Source organism: Pseudomonas sp. 3JA (genome assembly GCF_036961705.1).
Classification (GTDB): Bacteria; Pseudomonadota; Gammaproteobacteria; order Pseudomonadales; family Pseudomonadaceae; genus Aquipseudomonas; species Aquipseudomonas fluorescens_Q.
The window spans coordinates 41,468-62,848 of record NZ_JBAMDJ010000034.1 but is presented as its reverse complement, the minus strand read 5'-3'; the positions used below and the strand labels follow the sequence as shown (position 1 = coordinate 62,848).

At 60.9% G+C, this 21,381-nt stretch carries 14 protein-coding genes; 6 read left to right on the top strand and 8 right to left on the bottom strand.

The features are described from left to right. Window positions 1-192: 192 nt before the first annotated feature. Both V7773_RS23175 and V7773_RS23170 read left to right on the top strand, forming a co-directional pair. Window positions 193-423 carry a hypothetical protein gene (locus V7773_RS23175; protein ID WP_063323244.1) on the top strand — a complete coding sequence of 77 codons (231 nt, stop codon included), beginning with the start codon at window positions 193-195 and terminating at the stop codon, window positions 421-423. After that, entirely contained in the window at window positions 420-722 is a 303-nt protein-coding gene (locus V7773_RS23170; RefSeq protein ID WP_003197073.1) for a cell division protein ZapA, read from the top strand. Before V7773_RS23175 ends, V7773_RS23170 begins: the two co-directional genes overlap by 4 nt. A gap of 214 nt (window positions 723-936) precedes the next feature. Here the strand turns inward: V7773_RS23170 and V7773_RS23165 are convergent, their stop codons facing one another. Next, window positions 937-2,739, bottom strand: coding sequence for an acyl-CoA dehydrogenase (locus V7773_RS23165; RefSeq protein WP_092146712.1), 1,803 nt, complete (start codon window positions 2,737-2,739; stop codon window positions 937-939). Between the two features lie 163 nt (window positions 2,740-2,902). Further along, window positions 2,903-6,856: a trifunctional transcriptional regulator/proline dehydrogenase/L-glutamate gamma-semialdehyde dehydrogenase gene (putA, locus tag V7773_RS23160; protein ID WP_336075373.1), complete on the bottom strand. Its 3,954-nt coding sequence runs from the start codon at window positions 6,854-6,856 to the stop codon at window positions 2,903-2,905. A gap of 462 nt (window positions 6,857-7,318) precedes the next feature. On the opposite strand from putA, the gene putP reads away from it, so the two are divergent. Continuing rightward, entirely contained in the window at window positions 7,319-8,803 is a 1,485-nt protein-coding gene (gene putP, locus V7773_RS23155; RefSeq protein ID WP_336075371.1) for a sodium/proline symporter PutP, read from the top strand. Between the two features lie 139 nt (window positions 8,804-8,942). Here the strand turns inward: putP and V7773_RS23150 are convergent, their stop codons facing one another. Together V7773_RS23150 and V7773_RS23145 are read right to left on the bottom strand one after the other, a co-directional pair. Continuing rightward, window positions 8,943-9,707 carry a heparin lyase I family protein gene (locus V7773_RS23150; protein WP_063323240.1) on the bottom strand — a complete coding sequence of 255 codons (765 nt, stop codon included), beginning with the start codon at window positions 9,705-9,707 and terminating at the stop codon, window positions 8,943-8,945. 90 nt (window positions 9,708-9,797) lie between these two features. Further along, window positions 9,798-10,292 carry a DUF2165 family protein gene (locus tag V7773_RS23145; RefSeq protein ID WP_063323239.1) on the bottom strand — a complete coding sequence of 165 codons (495 nt, stop codon included), beginning with the start codon at window positions 10,290-10,292 and terminating at the stop codon, window positions 9,798-9,800. A gap of 268 nt (window positions 10,293-10,560) precedes the next feature. Here V7773_RS23145 and V7773_RS23140 point away from each other — a divergent pair, with 268 nt between their 5' ends. The 3 genes from V7773_RS23140 to V7773_RS23130 all read left to right on the top strand — a co-directional run bounded on the left by V7773_RS23140 (window position 10,561) and on the right by V7773_RS23130 (window position 14,264). Next, entirely contained in the window at window positions 10,561-12,615 is a 2,055-nt protein-coding gene (locus tag V7773_RS23140; RefSeq protein WP_336075368.1) for a type VI secretion system Vgr family protein, read from the top strand. Beyond that, on the top strand, window positions 12,612-13,343 hold the full coding sequence (locus V7773_RS23135; protein WP_336075365.1) for a DUF4123 domain-containing protein: 732 nt from the start codon (window positions 12,612-12,614) through the stop codon (window positions 13,341-13,343). The genes V7773_RS23140 and V7773_RS23135 overlap by 4 nt, the downstream gene beginning before the upstream one ends. 81 nt (window positions 13,344-13,424) lie before the next feature. Continuing rightward, entirely contained in the window at window positions 13,425-14,264 is an 840-nt protein-coding gene (locus V7773_RS23130) for a 23S rRNA (adenine(2030)-N(6))-methyltransferase RlmJ (protein WP_336075364.1), read from the top strand. Between the two features lie 137 nt (window positions 14,265-14,401). Here V7773_RS23130 and msrA read toward each other — a convergent pair whose 3' ends face one another. The 4 genes from msrA to aceF form a co-directional block, all read right to left on the bottom strand. After that, on the bottom strand, window positions 14,402-15,049 hold the full coding sequence (gene msrA, locus V7773_RS23125; RefSeq protein ID WP_072340029.1) for a peptide-methionine (S)-S-oxide reductase MsrA: 648 nt from the start codon (window positions 15,047-15,049) through the stop codon (window positions 14,402-14,404). A gap of 85 nt (window positions 15,050-15,134) precedes the next feature. Continuing rightward, a complete protein-coding gene (locus V7773_RS23120) occupies window positions 15,135-17,828 on the bottom strand; it encodes a putative bifunctional diguanylate cyclase/phosphodiesterase (RefSeq protein ID WP_336075362.1) in 2,694 nt (897 codons plus the stop codon). Between the two features lie 182 nt (window positions 17,829-18,010). Continuing rightward, window positions 18,011-19,402 carry an alkaline phosphatase D family protein gene (locus V7773_RS23115; RefSeq protein ID WP_336075361.1) on the bottom strand — a complete coding sequence of 464 codons (1,392 nt, stop codon included), beginning with the start codon at window positions 19,400-19,402 and terminating at the stop codon, window positions 18,011-18,013. Between the two features lie 342 nt (window positions 19,403-19,744). Beyond that, on the bottom strand, window positions 19,745-21,379 hold the full coding sequence (aceF, locus tag V7773_RS23110; RefSeq protein WP_336075360.1) for a dihydrolipoyllysine-residue acetyltransferase: 1,635 nt from the start codon (window positions 21,377-21,379) through the stop codon (window positions 19,745-19,747). Window positions 21,380-21,381 lie beyond the last annotated feature (2 nt).

Genomic DNA, 21,381 nt, shown 5'->3' with positions numbered 1-21,381 from the left:
ACGACTAAAGTCTTGAGTGACATGCGTGTTTTTGTCACAGAGCAAAGGTGGTGGTGCGACGAAGGGTCGGAACCAGATTCCCCATTCGCAGTCTCTAAAACTCGCTGGAAAGCCCTGCCACCCCGTAAAGCGTGGCATTGGCAGTGACTTTTCTTTATCGTACGCGCCCCTTGAAAAAGCCTGGAAATCAACATGTTGGAAACATCCCTCAGCCAACTGGAGCAACTGGTCAATGACCTGGTGCAACAGAACCGTCACCTCACCGGCCTGAACGAAACCCTGAACACCGAGCTTGCCAAGGCCAAGGATGAAAACGAAAGCCTGCAACTGAGCCTGATGGAACAGGAAGAACTGCACGGCACCACCGCGGCCCGCATCCAGGCCCTGATCGAGCGCGCCAGCGCCGGTCCTGTCAGCGCATGAAGCACGGCGCCGATGGGGTGACAGTCATCTCGATCCTGGGAGAAGACTATTCAATCAAAGCGCCGGCCGGGCAGGAACAGGCCCTGTTGGACGCCGCTTCGATGCTCAAGGCCGCACTGGCCGATACGAAAAGGAAGTACCCGACGCTGATCGGTGATCGCCTGCTGGTGCTGGCGGCCATGAACCTGTGTTCGCAGCAGATGGAAATGCAGAAGCAACATCAAGCGGAACTCGACCGTTACCAAGAGCAAGTCAGCGCCACGGTCGATGTGATTGCCAAGACGATCCAGCAGGCCTGAACCGGTTAGCGAATGTTGACTGTGGGGCTTGTGTGGGAGTGAGCTTGCTCGCGATGGCGTCAGCCCAGCTACCTGTGTGTTGGCTGAAACACCGCTATGGCGAGCAAGCTCGCTCCCACAATGGATCGGTGGTGAACGCAGATGTCGCGTCCACTTGGAACCCCTTGTGGAAGCGAGCCTGCTCGCGATTGGATGTCAGCCGCACCACGCTGGCTCAGAACCACTCATCCCGCATCCCCAGGCACGTATCATCCCGCGCTTCGAGAATCGCCAGCTCATGATGACAACCCGGCACTTCCCAGGTCAGGAAGTAGCGCGCCGCTTGCAGCTTGCCTTTATAGAAGTCGCTGTCCGCGGTATTCCCCTTGGCCAAGCCCTCCTCGGCACGGATCGCCTGTTCCAGCCAGCGCCAGCCAATCACCATATGGCCAAACACTTTGAGGTACAGGGCCGAGTTGGCCAGGCTGCTGTTCACCTTGCCCTGGGCCAGGTCCGTCAGCAGTCCGAGGGTGACGGTTTGCAGGCGTGCCACGAGGGCTTCCAGTGGTTGGCGCAACGGCGTTAACGATGGGTGCGCCTGGGCGCGTTCGGTGGTGTCGGCCACCAGGCGGACCAGCTGCTTGAGCCCGGCACCGCCGTTCTGCGCCAGTTTTCGCCCCAGCAGGTCCAGGGACTGGATGCCGTGGGTGCCTTCATGGATGGGGTTCAGGCGATTGTCGCGGTAATACTGCTCCACTGGATATTCGCGGGTGTAGCCGTGGCCCCCCAGGATCTGGATCGCCAGCTCGTTGGCCTTCAGGCAGAACTCAGAGGGCCAGGATTTGACGATCGGGGTCAGCAGGTCCAGCAGCTCATGGGCGCGTCTGCGCTCGGCTTCGCTTTCCAGGGTGGTGGTGTCGTCGAACAAGCGCGCCGCGTACAGGCCCAGGTCAAACGAACCTTCAACGTAGGCCTTCTGGGTCAGCAGCATGCGGCGCACGTCGGCGTGCTGGATGATCGCCACCGGGGCGGTGGTCGGGTCCTTGCTGTCGGGCACCCGGCCCTGCGGGCGTTCGCGGGCGTATTCCAGGGAATACAAGTAGCCAGCGTAACCCAGCATTACTGCGCCCATGCCGACGCCGATCCGCGCCTCGTTCATCATCTGGAACATGTAGCTCAGGCCGTGGTGCGGTTTACCTACGAGGTAACCGACACACGCGCCGTTGTCGCCGAAGTTCAGCGCGGTGGAGGTGGTGCCACGCCAGCCCATCTTGTGGAACAGCCCGGCCAACAGCACGTCGTTACGCTGGCCGAGGCTGCCGTCATCGTTGACCAGGAACTTGGGCACGATAAACAGCGAAATGCCTTTCACACCCGGCGGCGCGTCCGGTAATTTCGCCAGGACCATGTGCACGATGTTTTCCGACAACGGATGATCGCCGCCGGAAATGAAGATCTTGTTGCCCTTGAGTCGATAGGTGCCGTCGGATGCCGGCTCTGCACGCGTACGAATATCCGCCAGCGAAGAGCCTGCATGGGGTTCGGTCAGGGCCATGGTGCCGAAGAAACGACCGTCGATCATCGGTTGCAGGAAGCGTCTTTTCTGTTCTTCGCTGCCGAAGCTTTCGATCAGGTTCGCCGCGCCCATGGTCAGGAACGGATAAGAGGTCGAAGCGGCGTTGGCAGACTGGAAGTGCGCGAAGCAGGCTTGGGACAGCAACGTCGGCAGTTGCATGCCGCCTGCCTCGAAACTGCGTGCGGCGTTGAGAAAGCCCGCCTCGAGGAAGGCATCCACCGCCGGTTTCACCTCGGGAATCAGAATCGCCTCGCCGTTCTCGTAGCGCGGTTCGTTTTCGTCATTCTTGCGATTGTGGGGGGCGAAAAATTTCTCGGCGATGTTTCGCGCCGTCGCGAGGGCCGCGTCGAAGGTTTCGCGATTGTGTTCGGCGAACCGCTCGCGCTGGGTCAGGCCCTCGGCATCGAGGACTTCATACAGCTCGAAAGCCAGATTGCGGGAACTGAGCAGCGTCTCGGACATGGCGGCTTACCTTTTTTTGGGATGGGCCGAGTCTAGGCGTGCTGATAAAGGCTGAACAGGATGATTGATGGGGGTGATAGAGCAGCACAAGCTGCAAGCTGCAAGCTGAAGCAAAAGCATCTGCTTTTACTCGCCGCTTGTAGCTTGCCGCTCGCAGCTGCTTTCAGCCGATAGTCATCAAGCTGGCGTTACCACCCGCTGCCGCGGTGTTGACGCTCAAGGCCCGCTCGATCACCAGACGCTCCAGCGCCACGCTGGTCTCGCCCTGGGACAGGCCATGGACCCCGACGATGGCACCGGCGCGCTTGGCTACCTGTTGGCAAACGCCGCGCAGTTGATCCGAATCGCCGTGGTGCAGGACCGCGTCGAACAGCACCTCATCCTTGGTCCAGTCGGCCACCCGCTGGATGCGCGCCTGAATCTCCTTCGGCAAGCGTGCGAACAAAGCCTTGCTGGTGTCGGTTTCCGGCCATACGGCCGAGCCGCCCACGGCCAGTACGGCCGCCAGTTGCGTCAGCAGGTCGCCTTCCACGTCGGCCAGGCACAACACGTGCTCGCGCGGCAGGATGGCATAGCTGTTGCGCTCGCCGGTCGGGCCGGTCAGAGTCCGGGTAACACCGCTTTGCGATTGAGCCGCGAACTGCACGCACAGGGCGCTCAGCTCGGCGAGCTTCTGGCTGTCGGCCCAGGCTTGCAGGGCGGTCAGCGGTTTGCTCAGGGCATCGCGCAAACGCAGGTCCGGCGCGGTGAGGGCATCACCACGGGCGAAGGATTGCTGGATCGCATCGGTAGGACGTGTCGACAACAGGCGGTACAGGTACAGCGGACCACCGGCCTTGGGACCGGTGCCCGACAGGCCTTCGCCGCCAAACGGCTGCACGCCGACCACCGCGCCGACAATGTTGCGGTTCACGTAGACGTTGCCCGCATGCACATTGTCGATGACCTTGGCGATGGTCTCGTCGATGCGCGTGTGCACGCCCAGGGTCAGGCCATAGCCGGAGGCGTTGATCTGGTTGATCAACTGGTCCAGCTCCTTGCGCTTGTAGCGCACCACGTGCAGCACCGGACCGAAGATCTCGCGCTGCAGCTCGTCGAAGCTTTCCAGCTCGATCAGGGTTGGCATCACGAAGGTGCCGCGCTTGCACTCGTCACTGTCGGCGATTGCCATCTGGTACACGGTGCGACCCTTGTCGCGCATGGCCTGGATGTGTTTCTCGATGCCAGCCTTGGCTTCGGCGTCGATCACCGGACCGATGTCCACGGACAGACGCTCAGGGTTGCCGAGGCGTGATTCGGCCATGGCGCCCTTGAGCATTTCGATGACGCGGTCGGCGGAATCTTCCTGCAAGCACAGGACCCGCAGGGCCGAACAACGCTGGCCGGCACTGTCGAAGGCCGACGACACCACGTCGATGACCACTTGTTCGGTCAGCGCCGAGGAGTCGACGATCATGGCGTTCTGGCCGCCGGTTTCGGCGATCAGCGGGATCGGACGGCCCTGGTTGTCCAGGCGCCCGGCGATGTTGCGTTGCAGCAGGCGAGCGACTTCGGTGGAGCCGGTGAACATCACGCCCTTGACCCGCTCGTCACCCACCAGGCGGGCACCGACGGTTTCGCCGCGCCCCGGCAGCAATTGCAGCACGCCTTCCGGAATGCCGGCTTCAAGCATCAGGCGCACAGCTTGGGCCGCCACCAATGGCGTCTGCTCGGCGGGCTTGGCCAATACCGGGTTACCGGCGGCCAGGGCAGCGGCGACCTGGCCGCTGAAAATCGCCAGCGGGAAGTTCCACGGGCTGATGCAGACCACCGGACCCAGTGGGCGGTGGGCATCGTTGGTGAAATCGTTGCGCGCCTGCACCGCGTAGTAGCGCAGGAAATCCACCGCTTCACGCACTTCAGCAATGGCGTTGGCGAAGGTCTTGCCGGCTTCGCGGGCCAGCAGGCCCATCAGCGGCTGGATCTCGCCTTCCATCAGGTCGGCGGCACGTTCGAGGATCGCGGCGCGCTCGGCTGGCGGCGTGGCTTGCCAGATCGGTGCGGCGTTGAGGGCGCACTGGATGGCGTTGTCGACATCGGCGACCGTGGCTTCCTGCACATGGCCAACCACGTCGCGGTGATCGGACGGGTTCAGTACCGGGGCCGGGGTTTCTTCGCTGGCGGCGCAGCCGAGCATCGGCACGGCTTTCCAATCGTTATGGGCAGTGGCAAGCAGGGCGCAGGACAGCGACGCCAAACGATGTTCGTTGGCCAGGTCGATGCCGCTGGAGTTGGCACGGTCGCTGCCATACAGGTCGCGCGGCAGTGGGATGCGCGGGTGCGGCAGGCCGAAACCGCCTTCCAGCGTCGCCATCTGCTCGATGCTGGCCACTGGATCGGCCACCAGCTCCTGAATCGAGATGGACTGGTCGGCGATACGGTTGACGAACGAAGTGTTCGCGCCGTTTTCCAGCAGGCGACGTACCAGGTACGCCAGCAGTGTTTCGTGAGTGCCGACCGGAGCGTACACGCGGCACGGACGGTTCAGCTTGCCCTCGGAAACCTTGCCTACAACCTGTTCGTACAGGGGTTCACCCATACCGTGCAGGCACTGGAATTCGTACTGGCCCGGGTAATAGTTCTGACCGGCGATGTGATAAATCGCCGCCAGGGTATGGGCGTTGTGCGTGGCGAACTGCGGGTAGATGACTTCCGGCACCGACAGCAGTTTGCGGGCGCAAGCGATGTAGGACACGTCGGTGTACACCTTGCGGGTGTAGACCGGATAGCCTTCCAGGCCTTCGACCTGGGCGCGCTTGATTTCGCTGTCCCAGTACGCGCCTTTTACCAGGCGAATCATCAGGCGATGACGGCTGCGACGAGCCAGGTCGATCACATAGTCGATCACGTACGGGCAACGCTTCTGGTAGGCCTGGATCACGAAGCCGATGCCGTTCCAGCCGGTCAATTGCGGCTCGAAGCACAGGCGCTCGAGCAGATCCAGCGACAGCTCGAGGCGGTCGGCCTCTTCGGCGTCGATGTTCAGGCCGATGTCGTATTGCTTGGCCAGCAGGGTCAGCGACAGCAGGCGTGGGTACAGCTCGTCCATGACGCGCTCGTACTGGGCGCGGCTGTAACGTGGGTGCAGGGCGGACAGCTTGATGGAAATGCCTGGGCCTTCATAAATCCCACGACCGTGGGACGCTTTGCCGATCGAGTGGATGGCTTGTTCGTACGAGGCCAGGTACTTCTGCGCATCGTGTTCGGTGAGTGCGGCTTCACCCAGCATGTCGTAGGAATAGCGGAAGCCTTTGGCTTCGAACTTGCTGGCGTTGGCCAGGGCCTCGGCGATGGTTTCACCGGTGACGAACTGCTCGCCCATCAGGCGCATGGCCATGTCGACGCCCTTGCGGATCATCGGTTCGCCGCTCTTGCCGATGATGCGGCTCAGGGAAGAGGTCAGGCCCGCTTCGTTATGGGTAGCGACCAGCTTGCCAGTCAGCAGCAGGCCCCACGTGGCGGCGTTGACGAACAGCGACGGGCTGTTGCCCAAGTGTGGCTGCCAGTTGCCGGTGCTGATCTTGTCGCGGATCAGGGCGTCACGGGTGCCTTTGTCCGGGATGCGCAGCAGCGCCTCGGCCAGGCACATCAGTGCTACGCCTTCCTGGGACGACAGGGAAAATTCCTGCAGCAAACCCTGAACGATACCGGCACGGCCGCCGGCACTTTTCTGGTTGCGCAGTTTTTCAGCAATCGAAGCCGCCAGTTTGTTGGTGGCTTCGGCCATTTGTGCTGGCAGGCGGGCCTGCTCGATCAGCATCGGCACCACTTCCGGCTCTGGGCGACGGTAAGCGGCCGTGATGGAGGCGCGCAGGACCGATTGCGGCAGGATGCTCTCGGCAAATTCGAGGAAGCATTGGTGAGCATGGTCGACTTGCACATCGCCAGCATCGTCGCTGTCGGTGCGAGGTGAACCGTTCAGCTCGGTCAGGGTTGCACCACCCTCGAGTTTTTCCAGGTAATTGAAAATTGCCTGCTTGATCAGCCAGTGCGGCGTGCGATCAATCGAGGTTGCGGCCGCCTTGAGGCGTTCGCGGGTCGGGTCATCGAGTTTGACCCCAAGGGTGGTGGTAGCCATATTTTTATCCTCATGTTTACCACGTATCGCGTGGCATCAGCTGGCGGCAAGATTAGCTGCGGGATGATTGAGGTGCAACCGGGTGCAACCCTTTTTTTCTCGAAATGACAGGCAGCTCATCCGGAAGCAAATATCGTCCGGCTGATCCTGCACCGGCTTAGTGCTTTAGCTTCTAGCTGAGTGCTGGGAACTGCACTAAAAGGGAGCAAAAAACTCGAATCTTGCGATAAAACCGATCAGGTGCAACTTATTCGAACGAAACTGGTTGCACCTTATTTGATTTGTTGAATAGCATTCGCGGCCAAGGTGCAACCGGTTCAAAGCCGAGGGGCATCGGCTGATGGCTTTCCTGGGGAAACATCAGTCATAAATTCGCGGGACTGCAAATCGTCGCTACAACGTCTGTGTTGTCGACGCTTTCAACTGCCACCGCTACATAAAAACAAAGCCAGGGCGTAACTCATGAGTGTTAGTAATCCCACCTTGATCACTTTCGTGATCTATATCGCAGCCATGGTCCTGATCGGTCTGATGGCTTACCGCTCCACCAACAACCTTTCCGATTACATCCTGGGCGGTCGTAGCCTGGGCAGCGTGGTGACGGCACTGTCTGCAGGTGCTTCCGACATGAGCGGCTGGTTGTTGATGGGTTTGCCCGGTGCAATCTACATGTCCGGCCTGTCGGAAAGTTGGATCGCCATCGGCCTGATCGCCGGTGCCTACCTGAACTGGTTGTTCGTGGCCGGTCGCCTGCGGGTTCAGACCGAGCACAACGGTGACGCACTGACGCTGCCGGACTACTTCTCCAGCCGTTTCGAAGACAAGAGCGGCGTGCTGCGGATCATCTCTGCGGTGGTGATCCTGGTGTTCTTCACCATCTACTGCGCTTCCGGCATCGTGGCCGGTGCCCGTCTGTTCGAAAGCACCTTCGGCATGTCTTACGAGACGGCGCTGTGGGCCGGTGCTGCAGCGACCATTGCCTACACCTTCGTCGGTGGTTTCCTGGCCGTGAGCTGGACCGACACCGTACAAGCCACCCTGATGATCTTTGCGCTGATCCTCACGCCGATCATCGTGCTGCTGGCTACCGGTGGTGTGGACACCACGTTCCTGGCCATCGAAGCAAAAGATCCTACGTCGTTCGACATGCTGAAAAACACCACCTTCATCGGCATCATCTCGCTGATGGGCTGGGGCCTGGGCTACTTCGGCCAGCCGCACATCCTGGCGCGCTTCATGGCGGCGGATTCGGTCAAGTCGATCGCCAATGCCCGTCGCATTTCCATGACCTGGATGATCCTGTGCCTGGGCGGCACCGTGGCTGTGGGCTTCTTCGGTATCGCTTACTTCTCGGCGCACCCTGACGTGGCCGGTCCCGTGACCGAGAACCCAGAGCGGGTGTTCATCGAGCTGGCAAAACTGCTGTTCAACCCATGGATTGCCGGTGTACTGCTGTCGGCCATCCTGGCGGCGGTGATGAGTACCCTGAGCTGCCAGTTGCTGGTGTGCTCCAGCGCCCTGACCGAAGACTTCTACAAGACCTTCCTGCGCAAGCGTGCTTCCCAGCTGGAACTGGTCTGGGTCGGCCGCGCCATGGTGCTGCTGGTGGCCCTGGTCGCCATTGCCCTGGCCGCTAACCCGGAAAACCGCGTATTGGGCCTGGTGAGCTACGCCTGGGCTGGTTTCGGTGCTGCCTTCGGCCCGGTTGTCCTGATCTCGGTAATCTGGAAGAACATGACCCGCAATGGCGCGCTCGCCGGCATTCTGGTGGGTGCGATCACCGTGATCGTCTGGAAGCATTTCGCGTTGCTGGGCCTGTACGAAATCATCCCGGGTTTCATCTTCGCCAGCCTGGCTATCTACTTCGTCAGCAAGATGGGCGCGCCTACCGCGGGTATGCTGCAGCGCTTCGACGCGGCGGAAAAAGATTTTCGCCTGAACCAGTAAGGCCTTCGGCGAGGCCTTGATGGCTCGCAGGACGACTTGCATGAAAACGGCCCGTCTCCAATGGAGGCGGGCCTTTTTTACGGGTGTCAGGTGGGATGGGACTGGCAAAACGTGTGGCTCACCGAGCGAATCCAGCCCCTCAATGACAGGACTGTTCGACATCGGCGTACGTGGTGCCGATCTTCAGGCCGGAAATATAGTTCTTCACATCCTCCATGACGCCTGGCTGATGCTTATTGTAAACGCCCCATTTAGGCTCGTTCGCACCTATGTTCGCGCCGTCCCAGGTTCTTCCGGAAAAGCGTTTCTGGCCGTTGCTGAAGGTCTGTGCCTGACCCTCGAACCATAACTGCGTCCAACCGCTGCTTGATTGATTGGAAGTATGGATGGCCAAGACCAGGCAGTACCACTTCAGCGGTTCAATAGGTTGGGTCCAGATCACACCGGATGTCTCGCCTGGCATGCCGTAGTAGAAAAGCCTCAAGTTGCCGTCCTTGGCACTCATCAGGAACGGATAGTTTTGTTGATGCCCCGCTTCATAGGACTTCCACTGGAATGGATGATGATTGCTCTGGGTGTCATTCAACTTGAATGACCAGCCAATAAAATAGGTTCTGTCCTTTTCGAATCGATAGGGTGTGTGATTGGCGCCAGTCCTGATATTGCGTGCTTCGCAGCGGGGCTCGCCGGCGCCTTTATGGAATAACCAGGATTTGCCTCGGTCATCATCGTCTACCACGGTGATGCTGGACGGGGCTGGGCATTCACTCACGGCATTCGCGAATATTTTTTCTTTACCGATAGGATTGGCGGCGTCTCCATTCCAAATCAAGTGGGCCTCCGCGGGGGGGCAAAGATGAAAGGCAGTGATCAGGCTCGCAGCGGCGAGCAGGGGAAATTTCATCAGTGAGTTTCCTGAAGTTCTTGATGTTGTTGACGTGAAACTTTCGACACTTATGGGAAGCGTGATGTGGGCCCGCGATGCTCACGGCGCTCACGCCATGTCGGGATCCGCCTGGTTGAGGAAGATCAGCACGCCCAGGATCGCCATGTAGAATCTGAACGCGGCATCCTGGCCATTCCAGATTTCTGACTGCCACATCAGAAACCATTCGCCGCCAACGACCATGAAGCCGAAAAACCAGACGAAAAAACCCACCGTCAAGCCGGCGATGGCCCACCCCTTGGCACGTGCGAACACCGCGCCCTCGGCCTTGCGCGCCTGCCACAGCAGCAGCGCGCCGTAGCCCAGCAGGCCTGCCGTGATGGCTTCACCGAGGATGATCAGCCAATAGGCGCCGTGCCACACCCAGGGTTGGTCGATCGCACGATACCGGGCGGCATTGTCGGGGAAGGTGGTGTCCATACTCAGCACGTGATGGACGAAATTGAAATTGGAGCTGTAGTCCGTGATGTTGTTGAACACGGTCAGGAAGGCGAATGCGGCGAGCGCCAGGATCATTGCAATCTTTGCGTAGCGAATGGTCATGGGTTGCGTCCTTTGCTTTTTGTAATCGGGTAAAAAACGTTATCACGCGAACTTGCAGTCAGAGTCCTGTTGCGTTGTAAGAAGTTGCTGATTCATTCGTGCGACGGTTTCTGAAGGGCGTGATGCAAGGATTGTCTGTCGGAAAGCGCCACACGTTTTGCAGCTTTTAGCTTTGTGTATGTAAGGAAAATCTGTTTTTCCTGAGCATCGATCAACTTTCCGATGGCTGATGCAGAATCGCTGGCCTCCACTCAGCAAAGGACATCGGATGTTCGCGCCTGCCAATCCATCACGTTTCACGCTAACGCTCGACAGCGGGCCGAGTGAACTCAAAGTGCTTGAGTTCAAGGGCCAGGAGGCCATCAGCCAGCCCTATCGCTTTGACCTGGAACTGGTCAGCGAGCGGTCTGACCTGGCGCTGGAAGAGCTCCTGCATCGCCAGGCATTTCTGGGGTTCGATGATCGGGACAGTGGCGTACACGGTCAGGTCTATAGCGTGGCCCAGGGGGATTCGGGCAAACGCCTGACCCGTTACCAGATCAGCCTGGTGCCCCGCCTGGCCTACTTGCGCCATCGCATCAACCAGCGGATTTTCCAGCGCCTGAACGTACCCGATATCGTCGCCCGGGTGTTGAAGGAGCACGGGATCCTGGCGGATGCCTGCCAGTTCACGCTTGGCGGGCAATATCCCGAGCGCGAGTATTGCGTGCAGTACGGTGAGAGCGACCTGGCCTTCATCGAGCGGCTTTGCGCCGAGGTCGGCATCCATTACCACTTCAGGCACAGTCCTGATGGTCATCTGCTGGTGTTCGGTGACGACCAAACGGTGTTTCCCCGCCTGCCTGAGTCGACGCTATACCTGCCGGACAGCGGCATGGCTGCCGACGAGCCGGCCATCAAGCGCCTGGCGGTGCGGCTCCAGACCCGTACCACTGCCGTGACGTTGCGCGATTACGACTTCCGCAGGCCCGGTTCGTTACTGCAAACCCAACTCGACAATCGACAGCGTCCTGTGCTCGAGGACTATCACTATCCCGGTGGTTTCTGCGCCCGTGACGACGGCAAGCATCTGACCCGACGCGCCCTCGAGCGCCACGGCGCCGACCACTGCGTGGCAGAAGGCGGCAGCAATGAAAACGCCCTGGTCAGCGGACATTTCATGCGTATCAAGGAACATCCCCGAGAGCCGTGGAATGATCTCTGGCTCCTGACGCAGATCGACCATCATGGCCGCCAACCGCAGGTGCTGGAAGAAACCGCCGCCGGCCCGGATGAATTCCAAGGCTACAAAAATACCTTTCTTGCCACGCCATGGGACGTGTTCTTTCGGCCACCCTTGCATCACGAAAAGCCCCGTGCCCAGGGCTATCAGTTGGCGGTGGTGACCGGGCCGGTGGACAGCGAGATCCATTGCGATGAGTTCGGACGGGTCAAGGTGCAACTGGTCTGGGATCGCGACGGTCAACGCGACGAGCATTCCAGTTGCTGGCTGCGCGTGGCCTCCGGTTGGGCTCACGATCGCTATGGCGCAGTGATGATCCCTCGGGTCGGGATGGAAGTCCTGGTGGGGTTCATCGATGGCGACGTGGACAAGCCGTTGGTCGTCGGTTGTCTGCCCAACGGCGCCAACCCGGTGCCACTGGACTTGCCTGCGGACAAGACCCGAAGCGTGTTGCGCAGCCAGAGCAGCCCCGGCGGGGGAGGCTACAACGAATTGCGCATCGAGGATCGCAAGGGCGCCGAGGAGATCTACCTGCGGGCCCAGCGCAACTGGACCCAGCATGTGCTGCATGACCAGCGGGTGCAGGTCGATCACGAGCGCAGCATCGTTGTCGCCGGTACGGCACGGCACGAGCTCAAGGCCGATGAGCAGCGCCTCACCCACGGTCAACGCCGGGCAGAAGTGCGGCATGACGATCATCTGCTGGTGAGCGGTGAGCGGCATATTCGTGTCACCAGCCAGGTCCTGAATGCCAGCCAGCAGTTTCATGTCAGCGCCGGCCAGCAGGTAGTCTTGGACGGGGGCGCGAGCGTGACCCTTCAGGCTGGCGGTCATTGGATCAACATCGGTGCCGGCGGGATTTCCAGCAGCGTACCCATCGAGGTCGGTGGCGCGCCGATGGCGGTCATGAGCGCGGCATTCGGCTCTCCAGGCGGCGCCGAGAAGCGGGTCGCTGCGGCGGCACCTGCGCTTTCCCTTGCGCAGATTCTCAGTTTCCAAGGTTCGGCGCCGTTCTGTGAGGAGTGCGAGCGTTGCAGAAATGGCGCCTGTGCGGCGCCGCCGGTCTTTCACAAACCTGTCGATGTCCGGGGGCGTCCATGAACAGCGATCAATCTCCTCGCGCCTGGCTTGAGGAGCACCCCTTGCAGGCCTCCGAGCAACTATTCGCCATTTTCAGCAATGCCAGTAGCGCCGGGGCGTTGTCGGCCTGGAGGCGCTCGATGAACTCGGTCGCCAGCCCGATCTGGGCCGACACGCCGTACGCCGGGTGGGAAGCGGTCATGCCCTATGTAGGGCTGGTCAGCGCAGACAGTGGGTTTCTTGATTGGATAGCCGCCACCGATTCCCTCGATTGGGGTTGGCTGGCGGTTTCGTGCGTGAGTCAAGAAATCCTTGTCGAACACTTGCGAGGGCTCACACAGGTACTGTTGCCCGGTGGCAAGCCGGTCTTCCTGCGTTTTTGGGATGGGCGCTTCCTGCGGCCGATCCTGCAATCGACGGAGGTGGAGGCCGGGCAACTCTTGCCGGTTATCAAACGTTGTCTGATCAATGGCCGATCCCTTGAGGTCGTGGGAAATGCCCAGCGGCCGGCCCAGGCTTTTCCCTGGTGGCAAGTGCCCATCACCCTGTTGGCCGCAACGGCCGAGGGTCCGACGGACTGTCTGCTGGACAACGTGCTCACTTGGCTGGGTGAAGAGCATCCGCATGTGTTCGAGCGGGTCGACGGCAGCGTCCTGCGCTGCAAGATTGCCCACTTTCTTGAGCGATCGGCGGTGGCTGAGGCGAAAATGGCGCCATTGCAGGCCTATTTGCTGCGAGAGCTGGGCTGATGATGGCCTGTCCGCTGGGCTGCGAACCCCTGACGTTCGACGCACTTCAAGGTAAACTCGTCGCCCTTCGCAGGAGCCGCCATGAATTATCGCCACGCCTTCCACGCCGGCAATCACGCCGATGTATTCAAACACCTGACCTTGACCCGACTCATTGCCTTGATGTCGCGCAAGGAGCAGTCCTTCGCCTACCTCGATACCCACGCGGGCATCGGGTTGTACGACTTGCAGGGTGACCAGGCCAACCGTACCGGTGAGTACCTGGAAGGCATTGCGCGGTTGTGGGGCGAGAGCGATCTGCCGCCGCTGACCGCCGACTACATGAGGGTGCTGCACGAGATGAACCCGGATGGGCAGTTGCGCTACTACCCGGGCTCGCCGGAGTTGGCGCGGCGCCTGACCCGTTCGCAGGACCGTGTGTTGCTCAATGAGAAACACCCTGAAGACGGCGTGTTGCTCAAGGACAACATGAAAGGCGACCGTCGCGTGGCGGTCCACCTGGGTGAGGGCTGGCATGTGCCGCGGGCGCTGCTGCCGGTGGCAGAGAAGCGTGCCCTGATGCTGATCGATCCACCCTTCGAACAGCTGGACGAGATGCAGCGCTGCGCCGCTTCCCTCAAGGAAGCCATTGGCCGGATGCGCCAGACGGTGGCGGCGATCTGGTACCCGGTCAAGGACCAGCGGATGTTGCGCCGCTTCTACCAGGACCTGGCCGGCACGGGCGCGCCGAAGCTGTTGCGGGTGGAACTGCTGGTGCATCCATTGGCCACGCCCAACAGCCTGAACGGCTCCGGCCTGGCGATTGCCAATCCGCCGTGGGGGTTGGAGGAAGAGTTGCGTGAACTGCTGCCGTGGCTGTCGAAAAAGCTGGGGCAGACCCAGGGCGGGTGGCAGATGGATTGGTTGATTGCTGAAAGCTGAGTTTTGCTGGCGCCTGGAAGGGCGCTATCGCGAGCAAGCTCGTTTCCACATGGGGATCTTAGGCGTACGCAAGAGTTGTGTACGCCGCCAGACCTGTGGGAGTTGGCTTGCTCGCGAAGCTTTTCAGGGCCGGACAGTCAGATTGGGCAGGTCACGCCGGTCCCGCCAATCCCGCAATAGCCTTCAGGGTTCTTCGCCAGGTACTGCTGGTGATAGGCCTCGGCGAAGTAGAACGTCGGTGCTTCTTCGATTTCGGTGGTGATGGTGCCTTTGCCGGCCTTGGTCAACTCGGCCTGGAAGACTTGTTCGCTGTGTTTGGCCGCCGCCAGTTGGGCTGGGGTGGTGGCATAGATCACCGAGCGGTACTGGGTGCCGATGTCGTTCCCCTGGCGCATGCCCTGGGTCGGGTTGTGCAGTTCCCAGAACATCTTCAGAAGCTGTTCGTAGCTGACTTTGGCTGGCTCGTAGACCACCAGCACCACTTCGCTGTGGCCGGTAAGGCCCGAGCAGACTTCTTCGTACGTCGGGTTCGGTGTGAAACCACCGGCGTAACCCACTGCGGTACTGACCACGCCTTCGCGCTGCCAGAACTTGCGTTCCGCGCCCCAGAAGCAGCCGAGGCCGAAGATCGCGAAATCCACGTCCATGGCAAACGGGCCCAGCAGCGGTGCGTCGAGGACGAAGTGTTTTTCCGGCACGGTCATCGGGGTTTCACGGCCAGGCAGGGCTTGTTCTTGAGTAGGGAGCACGTTTTTGTTCACCAGGATTTCCGAGCGCAAGACCATTTATCAGTCCTTTCAGTCAGATTGAGTTGAGCGAAATAGACCGTCAGTGTGCCTCAGAAAAGCCGCTGCAAGCTATACGCAGCTGTCAGACCAGAGGCCCACGCGGGTAGCGCTTGAGCTTTTCGATCAGCTCCGCGCCCGGGATTGGCCGGTCGAACAGGTAGCCCTGGCCGACGTCGCAGCGGTGACGCCGCAGGAACGTCAGTTGCTGGGCGGTCTCGATGCCTTCGGCCACGACCTTGAGTTTCAGGTTGTGAGCCATGGCGATCACCGCCGAGGTGATTTCCATGTCGTCCTGGTTGTCCGGGATCTCATGGATGAAGCTGCGATCGATCTTGATGATGTCGATCGGGAATTTTTTCAGGTAACTGAGGGACGAGTAACCGGTGCCGAAGTCGTCCATGGCCAGGGTCAGCCCCAGGCGCTTGAGCTGGTCGAGCTGCAAGTGGGTGTCTTCGGTGGCTTCCAGCAACAGGCCTTCGGTCAGTTCCAGCTCCAGCAACCGGGCCGGCAGTTGTTCTTCCTTGAGGATGCTGGCGATGGAGGCGACCAGGTCCGGGTCGGAGAACTGCTTGGGCGACAGGTTGATCGCCACCTGCAGGTTGCCCAGGCCGGCGGCGGTCAGCTGTTTGCTCATGCGGCAGGCCTGGCGGGCGATCCATTTGCCGATGGGAATGATCAGGCCGGTTTCTTCGGCCACGCTGATGAACTGGTCCGGGCGGATCATGCCCTTTTCCGGATGGTTCCAGCGCAGCAACGCTTCCATGCCCAGCAGGCGGCCGCTGCGCAGGCACAACTTGGGCTGGTAGAACACGTCCAGTTCGTTCTGGGTCAAGGCGCGACGCAGGTTGTTTTCCACGAACAGCTTGTAGCTGGCCTCGGCATTCAGTGCTTCGGTGAACACCTGGACCTGGTGTTTGCCGTTGGCCTTGGCTTTGTGCAAGGCGAGGCCGGCGTTGCGCATCAGGGTCTGCGGATCGCGGCCGTGCAGCGGCGCGCAGGCCAGGCCCACGGAGCCGGTCACGCTGATCAACTGGTTATCGACGAACATCGGCTTGTCGAGGGTCATCAGCAACTGACTGGCGATCTGTTGCCCGGCTTCCAGGCTCGTGTCGTCCAGCAGGACCGCGAATTCGTTACTGGCAAATCGCGCCAGGCTGCCGCTGGGGCTCAAGCTGTTGCGCAGGCGCCGGGCCAGGCTGATCAGCAGTTTGTCACCGGTCTGGTGGCCGAGGCTGTCGTTGATGCGCTTGAAGTTGTCGATGTCCACCAGCAGCAGGCTGATGGGCGAATCACTGTCCCGGGCGAAGCGTTCATCGAGGTTGCGAATGAACGCCGGACGGTTGCCCAGGTTGGTCAGGTTATCGGTGTACGCCAGGCGCTCGATGCGCTGCTGGGCCAGCTTGGTCTGGGTGATGTCTTCGTAGATGCCGATGTAGTGGGTCAGCTCACGGTTATCGCCGTAGACCTTGGAAATCGACAGCTGGCCCCAGTAGGGCTCCAGGTTCTTGCGTCGACTCTTGAACTCACCCTGCCAACTGTTGCTCTGGGCCAGCGCCGAGGGGGCGTCGAACAGCAGTTCGCTGAGGTTCTCCAGGGCCGGCAGTTCCGAGAGGCGTTGGCCGTGGACTTCCTCGGTGGTGTACTGGGTGATCGCGGTGAAGCTCGGGTTGACGTACTCCACCACGCCGTCGCAATTGACCAGCAGGAACGCGTTGGCGCTCTGTTCCACGGCGCGCTGGAACAAGTGCAGGGCGCTGGTGGCGGTGCGTCGGTTATGGTTGTTGATGACTTGGGCGAACTGGTCCGCGAGCTCGCCGGCAAAGGCGATTTCATCCGACTGCCAGGCGCGGGTGACGCCTACTTGCTCTAGGCACAGCACGCCCACCACCTGGCCGTCGATACGCACGCTGGCGTCGAGAATGGCATTGACGTCACGAGCGCGCAGGTTCTCGGCCATTTCTCGGGTGCGTGGGTCGCGCATTGCATTGTGGGCGTCAATGGCGCGGCAGGTCTGCAGCGCCTCCATGTAGTCGGGAAAGTCGTTGGCGTCGATCACCGCGGGCAGGAAGTACGCCTGGGACGCGCGGTTGTAGGCGGAAATCGGTACCAGTTTGCCATCGTCCAGATTCCAGAGGCTGGCGCAGTCGATCTGGTAGATGTCACAGGCGCTGCGGGTAATGAGTTCAGCGGCTTCGAGCAGGGAGTTGTTGGCGCTGTAGCGTTGACGGGTCAGCAGCAGGATCAAGTCCTGTTGGGCGCGCACCCGGTCCAGGTGCTGGAGTTGCTCTTGCTGGGCGCGCTGGTTCAGTTCCAGGGCGATCTGCAGGCGTGAGTTCTGGGTTTCCAGGTCCAGTGCCGGCACGGCGGGTTCGCTTTGCAGCAAATTGTCCACTGCCAGCAGATAACCGCGCAGCAGATGACGATTGTGTTGCTTATAGGCCTCACCCGTCTCCAGCACGTTCATCGGGCCCTTGGCGGTGTGGAGCGTGTAGCGAATCTGGTAATGCGCGGCCTGGGCCAATTGTTGCTGGATGGCGTCGTGCAACTGATAGCGTGCTTCGGGCTCCATCAAGCTGGCGTAAGGCGCACTGACCAGCGAGCACAGCTCTACCGCCGGCAGGCCGAAGTATCGCTCGCAGTTGGGATCGAGGAACAACAGCGCCCAGCTTGCTTCATTCAGCCGTTCGAAACGCAGCATACCGAGCCGCGAGGGCACCGGTAACTGCGTCACTACCTCGGCCGCCATACGGCTGGCGGCATCGGGTTGGCTTTTCATGGGGAAACTCGCTTCGAAAATGCTGATCGCGCCGGGCTAACGCCCTCGTTATTACGGATTGGCGCAAGGTTGCATCATTGCGGCACCGGCTGACAAGAGAGATGAAGGCCAAGTGCTATAAACCTTTTATCGGCCGACGAGAGGATTTCTCCAGTCGCCGGCCGATCAGAGGGCATGGAAGATCATTGCAGCGGGATATCGACCGTCTGCAAGGGGTTGCCGTCCCGGTCGTGGAAGGTGACTTGAAGGCTCTGGGCCGTGACATGCAGGTAGGCGAAGTTGTCCTGGCTCACCACTTTGCTGGTCAGTTCATAGCGGTACTCACCGCTTTGGGTGCGGGCCATGGGCCTGTGGAAAATAAAATCCGAGGCTTTTGCAAAAGGCAGCAATTTACTGTTGTAGAACGGTGAGGAAACGACGGTGTTGACCTCGAAATCAGGATCCTCGCTGTGACGCAGGCGGCTGGTCATGGAGCCGTGGACATCGCCCGAGACGAAAATCACGTTTTTGATCCGATGGCGGCGTATGGTTTCCAGCAAGCGCAGGCGTTGTTCCGGGAAAGCCTGCCAGGCGTCGCCGTCATCGTGCTTGCTGTCAGGGAAGAACATGACGCTGGTCACGACGAGTTTGACCCTGGCGGGGCTGTCGATGAGCCATTGGAGCAGGGACTGTTCCTGTTCTTCGTCGAGGATGCGCCGGTCATTCGCCGACAGGTTGCGTTGCGTCCGGCTGTCGGTGACGAACCATTGGATATCGCCGTGGGAGAAGGTGTACCAGTAGCGGGTTAACGACTTGTGTAATGTTCCGTCGTTCGACAGTTCATGGGCTGGCCCGTGGCTGGCCTGATAAAGCCGATAAGCGCCCATGGCATTTGCGTAGAGGATGTCGTCGTTGACGGTTTTCCTGGCGGGCCAGTTGTCTTCGATCTCATGGTCGTCAAGGATCATGTAGGTAGGGACGCCAGACATCAGTTTCCGGATATGCGGCTGGGTAAATACCGTTCGGTATCTGAAAAGGATGTTCTGATAGGTTCGGTCCGGTCCGATGACATTCAGGTCATCCAGATAAACCTGATCGCCGGTCATCAATACCGCGCTGATCGGTGGGTTGGCCTGCGCCACGAGGCGGTTGATGCCGGCAAAGGTGCGGTCGCCAAGCCCAGGTAGCAATGGGATGCCGGCGGCGATTCGCAAGTAGCGACAAGAGCCCACGATATAAGCGCGTGGCGCATCGGTTTTGCTGGCCGGCGTGCGTAGGCAGTAGGTGGTCCTGGGCCATTGCAGCGGCAGTTCCTGGACGGTTTCCACGGTATGGGTCGGGCTCAGGGGGCTGAACCAGCCGGCCTGGTATTCGTAGGCGGTGTCGGGTTGAAGGCCTTTCAACACGATGACATCGGACATGTCGCGGTAGGCCTTCAATTGGACAAAATGCCCTTTCGACCAGCGTGTATCGCCTTGGCGCCGATGGCGAATACCGGCGAATACCCGGTTGTTGTCGCGATCGCCGCGCAGGAATATCCGGGCGTGGTCGGTTGTCGTGTGGCCGACAATGGGGCCAACGGTAGGTTTGAACATATTCGAATCCATTCGAAGTTTCAGCAGTGGGGGCAAACATCAAGTTGCCTTGAGGCTCCGATGCTAAAGCGCGATGCAGGATAAATATTGATCGAGGAGAGGGCGCAAGTTGTGGGTAATGACTAACAGGGGGTGTAGTCATTTCAAGCTTGCGAGGTAGGAAAGTTGCCGCGCTGCCTGATTTTCCGCCATCGCGATGAGGCCGGCACATCCAGCATCCAGGCAGCTTGGCTGGAATTCCAGGCAAAAAAAGCCCCGCCAAACGGGCGGGGTTGAGGTACGAGCGTGGCGCTCGGAAAACAGTGCTCCGAATGGCCCTCCCCAAGGGAGGGCCGTGCGGTGTTACAGCAGGATGGTGCGGATGTCGCCCAGCAGGTCGCTCAGACGCTTGGTGAAGCGTGCAGCGGCGGCGCCGTTGATCACACGGTGATCGTAGGACAGCGACAGTGGCAGCATCAGCTTCGGCTGGAAGGCTTTACCGTCCCAGACAGGCTGGATGGTGGCCTTGGAAACACCCAGGATCGCCACTTCCGGCGCGTTGACGATCGGCGTGAAGCCGGTGCCGCCAATGTGGCCGAGGCTGGAGATGGTGAAGCAGGCGCCTTGCATGTCGTCGGCGGTGAGCTTCTTGTTCCGGGCTTTTTCGGCCAGGGCAGCGGCTTCGGCAGCCAGTTGCAAGAGGCTCTTCTGGTCGACGTTGCGGATGACCGGTACCAGCAGGCCTTCCGGGGTGTCGACGGCAAAGCCGATGTGCACGTATTTCTTGCGGATCACAGCCTTGCCACTCGGGGCCAGGGAGGCGTTGAAGTCCGGCAGTTCCTTGAGCAGGTGCGCACAGGCCTTGAGCAGCAGGGGCAGCACGGTCAGCTTCACGCCGGCCTTTTCCGCCACGGCTTTCTGCGCAACGCGGAAAGCTTCCAGCTCGGTGATGTCGGCCTGGTCGAACTGAGTCACGTGCGGGATGTTCAGCCAGCTGCGATGCAGGCTCGACGCGCCGATCTGCATCAGGCGAGTCATGGCCACTTCTTCGGTTTCGCCGAAGCGGCTGAAGTCCACCGCCGGGATCGGCGGAATGCCCGCGCCGCCAGTGGCGCCTTCGGCCGGTGCGTTCTTGGCCTTCTGCATCATGGCCTTGACGTAGGCTTGCACGTCTTCTTTCAGCACACGACCGTGAGGGCCGCTTGGGCCGACGGCGGACAGCTCGACACCGAATTCACGGGCCAGCTGACGCACCGCAGGGCCGGCGTGGACCTTGGCGCCGCTTGGGGCTGGTGCAGCGACCGGTGCGGGCGCGGCTTCGGCCTTGGCGGCTGGTGCGGCAGCAGCCGGAGCGGCTTCGGTCTTGGCTGCGGGTGCCGCGGCCTGGGCTGGCGCGGCCGGAGCGGCGGCGCCGGCTACTTTCAACTTCAGGATCAGGTCACCGGTGCCGACTTCGTCTTCCAGCTTGATCTCGACGCTTTCCACCACACCGGCGGCCGGCGACGGGATTTCCATGCTGGCCTTGTCGGATTCCAGGGTGATCAGCGACTGGTCGGCTTCGACCGTGTCGCCGGCCTTGACCAACACTTCGATGATCTTGGCCTTGCCCGACGAACCGATGTCCGGAACGTGAATGTCCTGGACCGTGGCCGCCGCAGGCGCAGCAGCCGGAGCGGGAGCCGCCTCGGCAGCCGGTGCCGCGGCCGGCTTTTCAGCCGCCGCCGGGGCTGCAGCAGGGGCGGCCGCCTCAGGTGCCGCAGCGGCGCCCTCGACTTCCAGCTCCAGCAGTTCGTCGCCTTCTTTCAGGCGATCGCCCAGCTTCACTTTCAGGCTCTTGATCACACCGGCCTTCGGCGCAGGCACTTCCATGCTGGCCTTGTCCGATTCAAGCGTCAGGATGCTCTGGTCGGCTTCGATACGGTCGCCGACCTTCACAAACAGTTCAATTACTTCACCTTCACCGCTGCCGATGTCAGGTACGCGAATGAGTTCGCTCACGA

Excerpts from the sequence above, each read along its gene's own strand:
- V7773_RS23150 (WP_063323240.1), bottom strand. The coding sequence starts at position 9,707 with ATGAAATTTCCCCTGCTCGCCGCTGCGAGCCTGATCACTGCCTTTCAT.
- putP (WP_336075371.1), top strand. The coding sequence starts at position 7,319 with ATGAGTGTTAGTAATCCCACCTTGATCACTTTCGTGATCTATATCGCA.
- V7773_RS23145 (WP_063323239.1), bottom strand. The coding sequence starts at position 10,292 with ATGACCATTCGCTACGCAAAGATTGCAATGATCCTGGCGCTCGCCGCA.
- V7773_RS23170 (WP_003197073.1), top strand. The coding sequence starts at position 420 with ATGAAGCACGGCGCCGATGGGGTGACAGTCATCTCGATCCTGGGAGAA.
- V7773_RS23140 (WP_336075368.1), top strand. The coding sequence starts at position 10,561 with ATGTTCGCGCCTGCCAATCCATCACGTTTCACGCTAACGCTCGACAGC.
- putA (WP_336075373.1), bottom strand. The coding sequence starts at position 6,856 with ATGGCTACCACCACCCTTGGGGTCAAACTCGATGACCCGACCCGCGAA.
- V7773_RS23115 (WP_336075361.1), bottom strand. The coding sequence starts at position 19,402 with ATGTTCAAACCTACCGTTGGCCCCATTGTCGGCCACACGACAACCGAC.
- V7773_RS23120 (WP_336075362.1), bottom strand. The coding sequence starts at position 17,828 with ATGAAAAGCCAACCCGATGCCGCCAGCCGTATGGCGGCCGAGGTAGTG.
- V7773_RS23135 (WP_336075365.1), top strand. The coding sequence starts at position 12,612 with ATGAACAGCGATCAATCTCCTCGCGCCTGGCTTGAGGAGCACCCCTTG.
- msrA (WP_072340029.1), bottom strand. The coding sequence starts at position 15,049 with ATGGTCTTGCGCTCGGAAATCCTGGTGAACAAAAACGTGCTCCCTACT.
- V7773_RS23175 (WP_063323244.1), top strand. The coding sequence starts at position 193 with ATGTTGGAAACATCCCTCAGCCAACTGGAGCAACTGGTCAATGACCTG.
- V7773_RS23165 (WP_092146712.1), bottom strand. The coding sequence starts at position 2,739 with ATGTCCGAGACGCTGCTCAGTTCCCGCAATCTGGCTTTCGAGCTGTAT.
- V7773_RS23130 (WP_336075364.1), top strand. The coding sequence starts at position 13,425 with ATGAATTATCGCCACGCCTTCCACGCCGGCAATCACGCCGATGTATTC.